At 60.4% G+C, this 13,882-nt stretch carries 12 protein-coding genes; 10 read left to right on the forward strand and 2 right to left on the reverse strand.

Going from position 1 to position 13,882, the window contains the following annotated elements; all coding sequences use genetic code 11:
• Window positions 1-283, reverse strand: a 283-nt coding sequence (locus tag ACPYOJ_RS31665) for a DUF5939 domain-containing protein (RefSeq protein ID WP_481419783.1), incomplete at its 3' end; no start/stop codon positions are given.
• Window positions 284-627: 344 nt separating this feature from the next.
• Here ACPYOJ_RS31665 and ACPYOJ_RS31670 point away from each other — a divergent pair.
• From ACPYOJ_RS31670 to clpB, 10 genes are all read left to right on the forward strand, one after another.
• The gene (locus ACPYOJ_RS31670) at window positions 628-1,902 is read left to right on the forward strand and encodes an aspartate kinase (RefSeq protein ID WP_168832575.1); all 1,275 of its coding nucleotides are present in this window, start codon (window positions 628-630) and stop codon (window positions 1,900-1,902) included.
• Window positions 1,903-1,990: 88 nt separating this feature from the next.
• Complete coding sequence (gene ptsP / locus ACPYOJ_RS31675; RefSeq protein ID WP_168832574.1) at window positions 1,991-4,258, forward strand: phosphoenolpyruvate--protein phosphotransferase; 2,268 nt, start codon at window positions 1,991-1,993, stop codon at window positions 4,256-4,258.
• 28 nt (window positions 4,259-4,286) lie between these two features.
• Window positions 4,287-5,366: a peptide chain release factor 1 gene (gene prfA / locus ACPYOJ_RS31680; protein WP_481419784.1), complete on the forward strand. Its 1,080-nt coding sequence runs from the start codon at window positions 4,287-4,289 to the stop codon at window positions 5,364-5,366.
• Entirely contained in the window at window positions 5,363-6,235 is an 873-nt protein-coding gene (gene prmC, locus ACPYOJ_RS31685) for a peptide chain release factor N(5)-glutamine methyltransferase (RefSeq protein ID WP_481419785.1), read from the forward strand. The genes prfA and prmC overlap by 4 nt, the downstream gene beginning before the upstream one ends.
• Before the next feature lie 341 nt (window positions 6,236-6,576).
• Window positions 6,577-7,275 (forward strand): DUF4167 domain-containing protein, encoded by a 699-nt coding sequence (locus ACPYOJ_RS31690; protein WP_481419786.1) that lies wholly within the window; start codon window positions 6,577-6,579, stop codon window positions 7,273-7,275.
• Window positions 7,276-7,421: 146 nt separating this feature from the next.
• Window positions 7,422-7,745 (forward strand): ArsR/SmtB family transcription factor, encoded by a 324-nt coding sequence (locus ACPYOJ_RS31695; protein ID WP_481419787.1) that lies wholly within the window; start codon window positions 7,422-7,424, stop codon window positions 7,743-7,745.
• Window positions 7,742-8,152, forward strand: a complete 411-nt coding sequence (locus tag ACPYOJ_RS31700) for an SRPBCC family protein (protein WP_481419788.1) — start codon at window positions 7,742-7,744, stop codon at window positions 8,150-8,152. Before ACPYOJ_RS31695 ends, ACPYOJ_RS31700 begins: the two co-directional genes overlap by 4 nt.
• 36 nt (window positions 8,153-8,188) lie before the next feature.
• Window positions 8,189-8,377 (forward strand): hypothetical protein, encoded by a 189-nt coding sequence (locus ACPYOJ_RS31705; protein WP_481419789.1) that lies wholly within the window; start codon window positions 8,189-8,191, stop codon window positions 8,375-8,377.
• Window positions 8,378-8,436: 59 nt separating this feature from the next.
• Window positions 8,437-8,643: a hypothetical protein gene (locus ACPYOJ_RS31710; RefSeq protein WP_481419790.1), complete on the forward strand. Its 207-nt coding sequence runs from the start codon at window positions 8,437-8,439 to the stop codon at window positions 8,641-8,643.
• A gap of 224 nt (window positions 8,644-8,867) precedes the next feature.
• Window positions 8,868-11,471 (forward strand): ATP-dependent chaperone ClpB, encoded by a 2,604-nt coding sequence (clpB, locus tag ACPYOJ_RS31715; protein WP_481419791.1) that lies wholly within the window; start codon window positions 8,868-8,870, stop codon window positions 11,469-11,471.
• Window positions 11,472-11,525: 54 nt separating this feature from the next.
• Here clpB and ACPYOJ_RS31720 read toward each other — a convergent pair whose 3' ends face one another.
• Window positions 11,526-13,463: a M23 family metallopeptidase gene (locus tag ACPYOJ_RS31720; protein ID WP_481419792.1), complete on the reverse strand. Its 1,938-nt coding sequence runs from the start codon at window positions 13,461-13,463 to the stop codon at window positions 11,526-11,528.
• Window positions 13,464-13,882 lie beyond the last annotated feature (419 nt).

The following is a 13,882-nucleotide window of genomic DNA, read 5'->3' on the forward strand; positions in this document are numbered from 1 at the left end:
CGTCGCTCTGCACGGTCCTCAGGGAGGTATTGGCATCCAGCACGCCGCCGCAGCCTGGGCAGAGTACGTTCCATGACAGGTCGAACACGCCCAGCTGGGACGCGTGCAGAAAGGCGTTAATCACCCGTTCTTCGTTGAGCCCTTCGCTGGCGGCGAAGGCAAGTGGATTGACACGACAAAGCTTGCGGTCGGGCGCTTCACGGACCAGACGTTCGATAGCATCAACGACTTTCGGCTGTGCCGACTGGCGCAGAGCTGAGAATAAAGTCTGAGCTTCACTCATGGATGCATCTTACACTGAATTGGACGCGCGATCAGCGAATTTCTCCAAAGAGGGTGCAGTTTGCACCAGCCGCAAATCGGGCTCGGCCTGACCGCCGACTTTGGACTGATTTTCTTGCGGCACGAGGTTTCGCCCCAACCTGCTATTCCAATCTCCATGCGTCCACCTTGCCACCCCACTTCAAACTCGCTAAGAGACGCCGCAACTTGGGCCCTTGGGCGCAAGGCCTAAGAAGGGTTCCAGAACTCCCAATTCCCGGGCTCTTTGGCCATGCCGCTTTCCAAGGCTTTGTGGTGCCGGGTCGGGCTTTCGCCTCTCCCGGCGGTTTGCTGTGGTAGAGGCTTATGGCACGCATCGTAATGAAATTCGGCGGCACGTCCGTCGCTGATCTGGACCGCATCAAGAACGTTGCTCGCCACGTCAAACGCGAAGTCGATGCCGGCCATGAGGTGGCCGTCGTCGTGTCCGCGATGTCCGGCAAGACCAACGAACTGGTCGGCTGGGTGCAGGGCACACCGAAGGTCGTCGGTGCCAATTCGCCTTTCTACGATGCGCGCGAATATGATGCCGTCGTCGCCTCCGGCGAGCAGGTGACCTCGGGATTGCTGGCGATTGCGCTGCAGGCGATGGACATCAACGCACGCTCCTGGCAGGGCTGGCAGATCCCGATCCGCACGGACAATGCACACGGGGCAGCGCGCATTCTCGAAATCGACGGTGCCGATATCGTCAAGCGCATGGGCGAGGGGCAGGTTGCCGTCATCGCCGGCTTCCAGGGCCTTGGACCGGACAACCGCATCGCGACGCTCGGCCGCGGCGGCTCGGATACGTCGGCGGTTGCGATTGCGGCGGCGGTCAAGGCCGATCGCTGCGATATCTACACGGATGTCGACGGCGTCTACACGACCGATCCGCGTATCGTGCCGCAGGCGCGCCGTTTGAAAAAGATCGCCTTCGAGGAAATGCTCGAAATGGCGTCGCTCGGCGCCAAGGTTCTGCAGGTTCGCTCGGTGGAACTCGCTATGGTGCACAAGGTTCGTACTTTCGTGCGCTCTTCTTTCGAAGATCCCGATGCTCCGGGCATGGGTGATTTCTTGAACCCGCCCGGAACGCTGATTTGTGACGAGGATGAAATCGTGGAACAGGAAGTAGTCACCGGCATCGCCTACGCCAAGGATGAGGCTCAGATCTCGCTTCGCCGTCTCGCAGACCGGCCGGGCGTGTCCGCAGCGATCTTCGGGCCTTTGGCCGAGAGCCATATCAATGTCGACATGATCGTCCAGAACATCTCCGAGGACGGCTCCAAGACGGATATGACCTTCACCGTGCCTTCGGGCGACGTCGAGAAGGCAATCAAGGTGCTCGGCGAGAACAAGGAGAAAATCGGCTACGACGTCGTCCAGAACGAATCGGGGCTGGTCAAGGTTTCGGTTATCGGCATCGGCATGCGTTCGCACGCAGGCGTTGCTGCCACCGCTTTTAAAGCTCTTGCCGAAAAGGGCATCAATATCAAGGCGATCACAACCTCGGAAATCAAGATTTCTATCCTGATCGACGGTCCTTATGCGGAACTCGCTGTCAGGACTTTGCATTCCTGCTACGGTCTGGATAAGAATTGATTCCCAGCAGGTGTGCCACGCGTTCGAGTTAAGTAGAAAGTGGCGGCCTGCCGGGTTATCCTGCTTTTGATTTGGAGCTTGAGACGCAATGAGAGACCTTTCCGGCGGTCCGCGCGTGTTGCTCAAGCGGCTGCGCGAGTTGATGGCGGAGCCGCTGGAGCCACAAGAGCGTCTCGATCGGATCGTTCGCCAGATCGCCAGCAACATGGTGGCGGAGGTCTGCTCCGTCTATGTGCTTCGCGCTGACGGCGTTCTCGAGCTCTATGCAACAGAAGGCCTGAAGAAAGAGGCTGTCCACCTGTCTCAGCTGAAAATGGGGCAGGGGCTTGTCGGCACGATCGCGGCTTCGGCGCAGCCGCTGAACCTTTCCGACGCGCAATCGCATCCAGCCTTCCGCTATCTCCCAGAGACCGGCGAAGAAATCTACCATTCGTTCCTTGGCGTGCCGATCCTGCGCACCGGGCGCTCGCTTGGCGTTCTCGTCGTGCAGAACAAGGCGAGCCGCACCTACCGCGAAGAAGAGCTGGAAGCGCTCGAAACCACCGCGATGGTGCTCGCCGAAATGATCGCCACCGGCGAGCTGAAGAAGATCACCAAGCCGGGTCTCGAACTCGATCTGACGCGTTCGGTGACGATCGACGGCGATACCTACAATGAAGGCATCGGGCTTGGCTATGTCGTACTGCACGAGCCGCGCGTCGTCGTCACGAACCTGCTGAACGAGGACTCGGAGAAGGAGATACGCCGACTTTCGGAGGCGTTGGGCTCGCTCAGAATTTCGATCGACGATCTGCTGTCGCAGCGAGACGTCTCGATGGAGGGCGAGCATCGCGAAGTTCTCGAAACCTATCGCATGTTCGCTCACGACCAGGGCTGGGTGAGGAAGCTCGAAGAAGCGATCCGAAACGGGCTCACGGCGGAGGCCGCGGTCGAAAAGGTGCAGAGCGATACCAAGGCGCGTATGATGCGCTTGACAGATCCGTATCTGCGCGAACGCATGCATGACTTCGAGGATCTCGCGAACCGGCTGCTGCGGCAGCTCACCGGATACTCGGGCCGGACAGCGGGCGATGGATTCCCGAACGACGCGATCATTCTGGCGCGCGCCATGGGCGCGGCCGAGCTTCTCGATTATCCCCGCGCCAATGTGCGTGGCCTGGTGCTGGAAGAAGGCGCGGTCACCAGCCATGTGGTGATCGTCGCGCGCGCCATGGGCATTCCGGTGATCGGGCAGGCGGCCGGCGTTGTAGCGCTTGCCGAAAACGGCGACGCTATCATCATCGATGGCGACGAGGGCCATGTGCATTTGCGGCCCCTGCCGGAGCATCAGCGGTCCTACGAGGAGAAGGTGCGCTTCCGGGCCCGCCGGCAGGAACAGTTCCGGGCGCTGCGCTCCGTCGAACCGCTCACCAAGGACGGACAGCGCATCTCTCTGCTGATGAATGCCGGCCTTCTGGTCGATCTGCCGCAGCTCGCGGAATCGGGGGCTGAAGGAATCGGGCTTTTCCGCACAGAATTGCAGTTCATGATCGCGTCGACCATGCCGAAGGCGGAGGAGCAGGAGCTTTTCTACCGCAATGTCGTGAAGCAGGCGGCCGGCCGCGTCGTCACCTTCCGCACGCTCGATATTGGTGGCGACAAGGTAGTGCCCTATTTCCGCGGCCACGAGGAAGAGAATCCGGCGCTCGGCTGGCGTGCGATCCGCCTCGCGCTCGATCGGCCGGGACTACTGCGGACGCAGCTTCGTGCCATGCTGAGGGCTGCGGCGGGCATCGAGCTGAAGCTCATGGTGCCGATGGTGACCGAGGTCTCCGAAATCGCCGCGGTGCGCGAATTGCTGCAGAAGGAAGTGCAGCATCTTTCCCGCTTTGGCCACGGCTTGCCTCGCAAGCTGCAATTCGGCGCTATGGTGGAGGTGCCGGCGCTGCTGTGGCAGCTTGACGAGCTGATGGCGGCGGTCGATTTCGTCTCCGTGGGGTCCAACGACCTCTTTCAGTTCTCGATGGCGGTCGATCGCGGAAATGCACGGGTCTCGGACCGCTTTGATCCGCTTGGCAAGCCGTTCCTCCGGATCCTTCGCGAGATCGTGCGCGCCGGCGAGCGCAATAACACTCCCGTCACGCTTTGCGGTGAGCTGGCAGGCAAGCCGATTTCGGCGATGGCGCTGCTCGGTATCGGGTTCCGTTCGGTCTCAATGTCGCCGGCCTCAATCGGGCCGGTGAAAGCGATGCTGCTTGCGCTCGAAGTTGAAGCCCTCTCCAAAGTCGTGAACCAGGCGTTGGACGATGTCGTGTCTACGACGCCGGTACGCGAGGTGCTTGTCGGCTTCGCCGCGAGTAACAATATTCCCCTTTAGCAAACCATAAAAAGAATCGGAGTGAAGGGTGGCGAAGCTTCCCGTTGAAAAGATGCGCGAGCTGGAACGCCGCTTCAGTGAAATTGAAGCGCGCATGTCGGCTGGCCCGTCCGCTGATGTCTATGTGAAGCTCGCATCCGAATATTCCGAGTTGCAGTCGGTCGTCGCCAAGATCCGCGCGTATGAAAAGGCCGTTGCGGAACTCGCCGATCTCGAAGCATTGCTCGGGGACAAGTCCGTCGATCGCGAGATGCGCGATCTCGCCGAATTGGAGCTGCCGGAAGTCAAGGAGCGCATCGACACGCTGGAGCAGGAAATCCAGATTCTGCTGCTGCCGAAGGACGCGGCCGACGAAAAGAGCGCTATCCTCGAGATCCGCGCCGGCACAGGCGGTTCGGAAGCAGCACTTTTCGCTGGCGATCTTTTTCGGATGTACGAACGCTTCGCCGCGGCGAATGGCTGGAAGGTCGAAATCCTTTCTGCAAGTGAGGGTGAAGCGGGCGGTTATAAGGAAATTATCGCCACGATTACCGGCAAGGGCGTTTTCGCCAAGTTGAAGTTCGAGTCCGGCGTGCACCGGGTGCAGCGCGTGCCCGAAACGGAAGCCGGCGGACGCATCCACACGTCGGCGGCGACAGTCGCCGTGCTGCCGGAAGCTGAGGAAATCGATATCGAGATCCGGCCGGAAGACATTCGCATCGATACAATGCGTTCGTCGGGCGCCGGCGGCCAGCACGTCAACACCACCGATTCGGCCGTCCGCATCACGCATCTGCCGACCGGCATCGTCGTCACCAGCTCGGAAAAGTCGCAACACCAGAATCGCGCCAAGGCCATGCAAGTTCTGCGTTCGAGGCTCTTCGATGCAGAACGGCAAAGGGCCGAGAGTGAACGATCTGCCGATCGCAAGAGCCAGGTGGGGTCCGGTGATCGCTCGGAGCGGATAAGGACTTACAATTTCCCGCAGGGACGCATCACCGATCACCGAATCAACCTGACGCTCTACAAGCTCGACCGGATGATGGAAGGCGAGATTGATGAAGTGGTGGATGCACTGCTTGCCGACTATCAGGCAAGCCAGCTGGCGCTGCTTGGCGAGCAGCAATGACGGGGGAAGGGCCGACGGTTTCCGAAACTTTGGCCGAAGCCCGCCGCCGCTTCATCGAGGCCGGTATCGCCGATCCCGTGACAGACGCGAGACTGCTCCTCGCCGGACTGCTGAAATTCTCATCGACGGAAATGTTGTCGCGGGGCGATGAGCGCCTCGCCGAGGAAAAGGTAGCGCTGATCAAGGCTGCAGTAGAAAGACGCCTGGCGCATGAACCGGTCCATCGCATCCTCGGCGAGCGGGAATTCTACGGATTGCCGCTCTCGCTTTCCGAAGGAACACTGGAGCCCCGGCCCGACACCGAAATCCTCGTCGATACGATGCTTCCTTTTCTGAGAGGTCTTGCAAAAACGGAAGGCCATCTCCATATCCTTGACGTAGGAACCGGAACCGGGGCGATATGCCTCGCGCTGTTGAGCGAATGTCCGGAAGCATCGGGTATCGGTAGCGATGTATCGGCAGATGCCCTGAGCACGGCAAAATCAAACGCTGAAAGAAATGGACTAGGGGAGCGTTTCGAAGTCGTGCAATCGAGCTGGTTTCAGAACATCAGTGGCACGTTTCACGCGATCGTCTCAAATCCGCCCTATATTGCTTCCAATGTCATTGCCAACCTAGCTCCTGAAGTGACGAAATTTGATCCGGCGGCAGCACTGGACGGTGGCCCTGATGGGCTTGACGCGTACAAAGCGATAGCCAAGGATGCGGCCAGGTTTATGCGGCCAGATGGCGTCATAGGATTAGAAATCGGCTACGATCAGCGGAATGATGTGACGGCGGTCTTCGAGGCTGCGGGCTTCCAGTGTGTCGGATCGGCAAAAGACTATGGCCAAAATGACCGGGTGCTCGTGTTCGCACTCAATGCTTGAGCGACAAATTGCAGCATAGGAACAGAACAATATTGCTATTGCGAAGAAAGGGCTTGGATTTCCGAGGGAAGCAATATAGGTTGCCCCTACGTGTTGGGCAGTCAGGAATGAACACAGATTCGTTCGGTACTTGGTCAGCCTCGGGGGTCCACTCTTTTAAACGAGAGTTTCGAAGGTTGAACACGACCCAATGCGTGAATCAGTCAATATGACTTGAGAACAAGCGGCGGGTCGGCGCGAAGGCGCATTATGCTTGCGGCACGAAGGCTCTGAGTCGGTTTTCCGGCCACGGCGGTTGGTGCCATCAATCCACACAAACAGAGAATTCAGGTGAGCGATCTATGAGGCCAGGACAGCAGAACAAGCGCGGTCGAGGGCGTGGTAACAACAACGGCGGCGGAAATAACAATAATAACAATTTCAACCGCAAGGGCGGCAATCCGCTGACTCGGAGCTACGACAGCTCCGGCCCCGACGTGAAGATTCGCGGTACGGCTCAGCATATTGCTGAAAAATACGCGCAGCTTGCCCGTGATGCACAAAGCTCCGGCGACCGCGTCATCGCTGAAAATTACCTGCAGCATGCAGAGCACTACAACCGGATCATTGCGGCCGCCCAGGCGCAGATGCAGGAACGCTTCCAGCGCGATGATCGGAACGAATACACGGACCGCGACGGTCTCGAGCGCGAAGGTGACGAGCTGGATACGGTAGACAGCGACGAAGTTGTTGTCGTTCAGCCGCCGCGCGAGCAGCATCGCCGCGAGCAGCGCGCGGAAGCGGCAGCCCCGGCTCCGGCTCCAGTTGCGGAGCAGGAAGCCATTGACGGGACCGGTCCGCAGCCGGAAATCGAAGGAATTCCAGCCGAAGTCGCCATGGAGGAAGAAACCTCCGCCGCCCCGCGGGAGCGCCAGCCTCGCCGCCGCAATGCCGGCAGTCGCCCGCGCCGCCCGCGCCGTGGCGCAGAGGGTGAAGGCGCCGATGAGGGCGCTTCAAACGAGACGCCTGCGCCGGCGCTGGCGGAAGCGGCTTCCGAGTAATTTCGTTTCAAGACGATGGTTTGATCAAAAGGCCGCTCCCACGAGCGGCCTTTTCTTTTGCGCGACGGGTTGTCGGCATTGCCGCTTGACTCATTCATACCTCTCTGGCTATACGTAAATCCATAGCCAATGAGGTATGGATTTCGGTGCCGAACACCCATGATGCGCTTTTCAGAACGCTTGCCGACCCGACCCGGCGGGCCATCTTCGAACGGCTGTGCCGTGAGGGGGAGAAGACAGTTGGCGTCCTGACGGCGCAGGCCGGCGTTTCGCAGCCGGTCGTTTCGAAACATCTCAAGGTTCTGAAGGACGCCGGCCTGGTTCGTGACCGCCACGAAGGCCGCCAGACGCATTATAGCGCGCAGCGTAAGGCGCTCGCCCCACTGGTCGACTGGACGAGCCAGATGGCCGGCTTCTGGGAAAGCCGGTTCGACGACCTCGAAGATTTGCTCAAAAAGATGGACCAATGACCCAGACCTCGATCGAAACACTCTCCGTCGTCGTCGAACGGCACGTTGCTTTTCCGCCGGAAAAGATCTGGCGGGCGCTGACGCAGCCGCATCTGATCGAGGAGTGGCTCATGAAGAACGACTTCAGGCCCGTCGTGCACCACAGCTTCAAACTCAGCGCCGACTGGGGTGCCGTGGATTGCAGAGTCCTGGAAGTCGAGCCGAACAGGACGCTTTCCTACACCTGGGCAGCTCATGGACTCGAGAGCGTTGTCATCTGGACACTGACGCCGACCAGCACGGGAACGCAGCTGCGCATGGAACAATCGGGCTTCCGGCCAGATCAGCAGCAGGCCTACAACGGCGCGCGGTTCGGCTGGCAGAAGTTCTTTGCGAACCTGGAGCAGGTTCTGGCGCGGGCGGACTGAGGGCAGTCTCGACGGATAAAGGAGCCGACTGCCACAGTGAGACTCTCGCCCGGATCAGGGCACTTATCCGGCAAGCATCCCTCGGGTCCCTTCAATTCCAGCCTTGAGGGCAATATCAGGCGTGCCATCGACATCCATGCGGGAGGCGAAATCGACAGGGAAGCCTTGAAGGCACTCATGTCGCTCGCCGCCAAGCCGCGAACGAAGAAGACAGCATCGAGTTGAGTGAAAAACGGATCTATGACCGACGGCCGGCGTCCGGCTTCGTTGAGGAGGAGCGATCATTGAATTGGAACAAATATATCCGGCAGGTCCATCGTTGGCTTTCCATGGTCTTTACGGTGACAGTCATTGCCAACTTCGTCGCCATGGCATTGGGGACGCCACCCGCCTGGGTGGTTTACTCACCCTTGCCGCCGCTCTTCCTGCTGTTGTTCACAGGCCTCTACCTGTTCGCGCTACCCTATGTCGGCAAGCAGCGCAGCGCATGACGCACCAATTTGAGAATGAAGAGCCACCGCCCGGTGCGCTCAAACCGGACGGATTTTCCCGCCGCATGCCCCTTTAAACTCTACAGATTCTCCACCATATCCTGACCAGGTTTGTTCGCGGCAAATCCCAGATGCGGCGGACAGGGCTCGCCTTTTGAGGGAGCTCAATCTCAGTCATCGGCCTGCGCCTTATATTAGGGCAGGGCGATTTATGGAGGTACAGCATGAATATTGAAAAATACTCCGAGCGGGTGCGGGGTTTCATCCAGTCCGCCCAGACTTATGCTCTGGCGCAGGGGCACCAGCAATTTACACCGGAGCATGTCCTCAAGGTCCTGCTCGACGACGACCAGGGCATGTCCGCTTCGCTGATCGAACGCGCCGGCGGAGATCCCAAGGCCGCCCGGCTTGCAAACGATGCGGTGCTCGCCAAGCTGCCAAAGGTTTCCGGCGGCGGCGGCAACATTTATTTGTCCCAGCCGCTTGCTAAGGTCCTGTCGACGGCGGAGGAGGCAGCGAAGAAAGCCGGCGACAGTTTCGTCACGGTCGAGCGGCTGCTGCAAGCTCTGGCAATCGAAGCCTCGGCTTCGACGTCTGCCACCCTTAGAAACGCCGGCGTGACCGCGCAGGCGCTCAATCAGGTCATCAACGAAATTCGAAAAGGGCGTACGGCCGATTCCGCGAACGCGGAGGAGGGTTTCGATTCCCTGAAGAAATACGCACGTGATCTGACCAGTGAGGCCCGGGAGGGCAAGCTCGATCCGGTTATCGGCCGTGACGACGAAATCCGCCGTACGATCCAGGTTCTTTCCCGGCGCACCAAGAATAACCCCGTGCTGATCGGCGAGCCCGGCGTCGGCAAGACGGCGATCGTCGAGGGCCTCGCCTTGCGCATCGTCAATGGCGACGTGCCGGAATCGCTCAAGGACAAGAAGCTGATGGCGCTCGACATGGGCGCGCTGATTGCCGGCGCGAAATATCGCGGCGAATTCGAAGAGCGGCTGAAGGCCGTGCTCAATGAGGTGCAGTCGGCAAATGGCGAGATCATTCTCTTCATTGACGAAATGCACACGCTGGTCGGAGCCGGCAAGGCCGATGGGGCGATGGATGCCTCCAACCTTCTGAAGCCGGCCCTTGCCCGCGGTGAGCTGCACTGCGTCGGCGCGACCACGCTTGACGAATACCGAAAGCACGTTGAAAAGGATCCGGCGCTTGCCCGCCGCTTCCAGCCTGTGATGGTCGAGGAGCCGACCGTCGAGGACACGATCTCGATCCTGCGCGGCCTCAAGGAAAAATACGAGCAGCATCACAAGGTCCGTATCTCGGATTCCGCGCTGGTGGCTGCGGCGACGCTGTCCAACCGCTACATCACCGACCGCTTCCTGCCGGACAAGGCCATCGACCTTGTCGACGAGGCGGCGGCCCGGCTGCGCATGCAGGTCGATTCCAAGCCCGAGGAGCTCGACGAACTCGACCGCCGCATTATCCAGCTAAAGATCGAACGCGAGGCCCTGAAGAAGGAAACGGATGCCGCGTCTGCCGATCGCCTGACGCGGCTTGAAACCGAGCTGACAGGTCTTGAGGAAGAGGCCGATGCCTTGACGGCCCGCTGGCAGGCGGAAAAGCAGAAGCTCGGTCTTGCCGCCGACCTGAAGAAGCAGCTCGACGAAGCCCGCAACGAACTGGCGATCGCCCAGCGCAAGGGCGAGTTTCAGCGTGCCGGCGAGTTGACCTATGGCGTCATTCCGGAACTGGAAAAGAAGCTGACGGAAGCCGAGCAGCAGGACAGTGATCGCAGCGCCATGGTGCAGGAGGTAGTGACCCCTGACAACATTGCGCATGTCGTCTCCCGCTGGACGGGCATTCCGGTCGACAGGATGCTGGAAGGTGAGCGCGAGAAGCTGCTTCGCATGGAAGACGAGCTCGCCAAATGGGTGATCGGCCAGGGGGATGCGGTCCAGGCCGTGTCACGCGCGGTCAGGCGTTCGCGCGCCGGTCTGCAGGATCCGAACCGGCCGATCGGCTCGTTCATCTTCCTCGGCCCGACCGGTGTCGGCAAAACGGAGCTTACCAAGGCGCTCGCCCGGTTCCTCTTCGACGACGAAACGGCAATGGTGCGCATGGATATGTCGGAATACATGGAGAAGCACTCCGTGGCCCGGCTGATCGGTGCCCCTCCCGGCTATGTCGGTTATGATGAAGGCGGTGCGCTGACCGAAGCTGTTCGCCGCCGGCCGTATCAGGTCGTGTTGTTCGACGAGATCGAGAAGGCGCATCCCGACGTCTTCAACATCCTGCTGCAGGTTCTGGATGATGGCCGCCTGACCGACGGCCAGGGCCGGACGGTCGATTTCCGCAACACGATGATCATCATGACCTCGAACCTCGGCGCCGAGTACCTGACCCAACTCAAGGAAGGGGACGACAGCGACACCGTTCGTGCGCAGGTGATGGAGGTCGTACGCGCTCACTTCCGGCCGGAGTTCCTGAACCGTGTCGACGAAATCATCCTGTTCCATCGCCTGAAGCGCGAGGAAATGGGCGCGATCGTCGATATCCAGTTGAAGCGGCTGATCGCACTCCTTGCCGAGCGCAAGATCACGATCGACCTCGACGAGGATGCCCGAAACTGGCTCGCCAACAAGGGTTATGATCCGGTCTATGGCGCGCGGCCGCTGAAGCGGGTGATCCAGAAGTACGTGCAGGATCCGCTCGCCGAGCAGATCCTCTCCGGCCAGGTGCCCGACGGGTCGACGGTGAAGATCACCAGCGGCACGGACCGCTTGCTGTTCCGTACGCGCAGCTCTGCTGTCAACGAAGCAGCCTGAGAACCGGCGACCAGAGAAGGAAAATGGCGGCTTCGGCCGCCGTTTTTGTCGGAACTATTTGCTGGCGACCTGATCGACCGGCTGATTGTTCAAAAGCGTGTCGATGCGTTTGCGCTCGTCCTCGAACTTCGCCAGCGCATCGCCGTCAAGTGACTTGCCGCCCGGCAGGCGGATGCGGAGCGGATCGACCTTGGTGCCGTTGACGATCAGCTCGTAATGAAGGTGCGGGCCGGTGGATTCGCCTGTCGTGCCGACCCAGCCGATCACCTGGCCCTGGCGCACCTTGGAGCCGGGAACGATGCCCTTGGCGATGGCGCTCTGGTGATTGTAGGAGGATTCGTAGCCGTTGGCGTGACGGACAATGGTCTGGTTGCCGTAGCCGCCGGAGTCCCAGCCCGCCTTTTCGACGGTGCCGTTGCCGGTCGCGATGATCGCCGTGCCGCGCGGGGCGGCCCAGTCGACGCCAGTATGCATGCGGGCAAAGCCCAGGATCGGGTGGCGGCGCATGCCGAAGCCGGATTTGAAGATGCCGTTCGGAACCGGATTGCGAAGCAGAAACTGGCGGATGCTCTTGCCGTCCTGATCGAAATAGTCGACGTTCCCGTCCGGATCCTGAAAGCGGTAGAAGCGCGTCACCGTGTCGCCGAAGCGGGCATTGACGTAGAGCAGCTCGGAATCCGCCGTCGCGCGGCCGCTGGAATCGGCGACCGAAAAAAAGGCCTCCAGGAAATCCGTCGGCCTCAGCTGCGCCTGGAAGTCGACGTTTGCCGCAAGTAGCTTGATGATCAGCGCCGTCATCTCCTTGGTCATGCCATAGGAGAGAGAAGCCCGGTAGATGCCGTCGTAGACGCTCGGCAGGTTCTGGCCAGCCGGTACCGATTGGGAATTGTCGTCGAAAGCGGTCGCGACCGCGTCAAGCGTGGGCGGCTCGCTTGCCTGGACGAAGCGGTTCTTGTCGTCGAGGGCGATCGTGACAAGATGACGGGTGCCGCGATAGACACTGGCGCGGATAAGCCTGGCCTGTTCGCCCTTTTGGATGATGCCGATGCGCAGGACATCGCCCTTGGAGAGTTCTTCGCTGCCGAACAGCGCGGACAGGTTGGCCGCCAGCATCTTTGCCTGCGGTTCAGGATAGCCTGAATCGATCAGCGCCTTGGCAATCGTAACGTCCTGACGGGCCGGAATGATGTCGTCTGCGAATTCCTCGGTCTCCGGCGTGATCGATTCCGGCGCGGAGACCGTCATGTTCTGCTCGAGAACACGCGCCGAAAGGCCGGAGGTCAGATCGATATCGTTGTCCTCGTTCGAGAAGCGTTGAGGATCGACATAGTAAAGCGCGGAGACCTGCGTGGTGCCATCGGTCAGCGCCGAACCGTTCGAGCGGACATTCTCCTCGATTTCGTCCAGGGTCATGCCGGGCAGCGTTTGAAACTCGCTTTTCCCGGTCGGGAAGGCAACGGTCTTGAAGCTGACTTCGGACTCGACATCGGAACCGTAGATCGCGCCGGTGCGCGCTGCCGGGGCAGGCTGTCCCTCGTCGGCGGAAAAGATCGCAAGGGCATCGAAATCCGGATAGTCCTCGGTCGTGACATGATTTGCGGCAAGCCGCATCTTCACATGCGAGAACGGCTGGCGGCGGACGACTTCCTTGTCGCCGTCGTGAACCACGGTCGAGACTTCCATGATTGCCCGGTCAGAGGGCTTGGCGGCGATTGCCGGCGCAATCAGCCTGTCCCCGCGCGTAACACCGGTATCTGCAAGCGCGTCCGTATTGGCGCTGGCATAGGCTTCAGCCGGGATTGCAAGCTGCTGGCGTCCGTCGAGGGCGGCAAAGAGGGCCACACCCATCAGAACGCTGGAGGTGATGCCGGTGAGGAACGTACCCGAAAGCCAGCGCAGCGAGACCTCGCGCCTGTCTGGCGCCCGTCTGCCATCGGCGAGAAGCGGCGGCTCGTTGCCCAACGAGCGTATCATCATCCTCTCCGTCATCATGGCAGTTTTGTCCGCGTCCTTTCATGGTTCATCGGCGCCGTCTCGGCTGGGCCGAAAGATGTGCATACTCCGGGCATGGAAGTCAAATCGCGCCACGCGCGCAATCTATGCGCCTATCCCTGCCTGAATCGTGCGCGCATAAACCGCGCGCCCTTGAGACCATCCGATTGTGATCTTGTGAGGGCGGAATAGTGGCGGAGACGATTTTAAGCCGTTTTGCAGCAGCACATTGCTTGCGGGTGCGGGGAATCGGACCGTATGATAGGACCTCCAGTTATCCAAGCAGGATTATCATTCAAAATCAATGCGTTGTAAGAAAGTTCACTTTTTTCCAAAAAGCACTGTTGACTATGTCTGAGGGAAGGACTTATAAGCCGCGTCACTGAACGAGGGCGGCGGCGCTGCTGGCGACGAAGTTT

The sequence above is a fragment of the Rhizobium sp. SVR5-9E genome (assembly GCF_056755095.1).

Bases quoted from the DNA above. Each gene is read 5' to 3' on its own strand.
- ACPYOJ_RS31670 (WP_168832575.1), top strand. From the start codon at position 628: ATGGCACGCATCGTAATGAAATTCGGCGGCACGTCCGTCGCTGATCTG.
- ptsP (WP_168832574.1), top strand. From the start codon at position 1,991: ATGAGAGACCTTTCCGGCGGTCCGCGCGTGTTGCTCAAGCGGCTGCGC.
- prmC (WP_481419785.1), top strand. From the start codon at position 5,363: ATGACGGGGGAAGGGCCGACGGTTTCCGAAACTTTGGCCGAAGCCCGC.
- ACPYOJ_RS31690 (WP_481419786.1), top strand. From the start codon at position 6,577: ATGAGGCCAGGACAGCAGAACAAGCGCGGTCGAGGGCGTGGTAACAAC.
- ACPYOJ_RS31700 (WP_481419788.1), top strand. From the start codon at position 7,742: ATGACCCAGACCTCGATCGAAACACTCTCCGTCGTCGTCGAACGGCAC.
- clpB (WP_481419791.1), top strand. From the start codon at position 8,868: ATGAATATTGAAAAATACTCCGAGCGGGTGCGGGGTTTCATCCAGTCC.
- ACPYOJ_RS31720 (WP_481419792.1), bottom strand. From the start codon at position 13,463: ATGATGACGGAGAGGATGATGATACGCTCGTTGGGCAACGAGCCGCCG.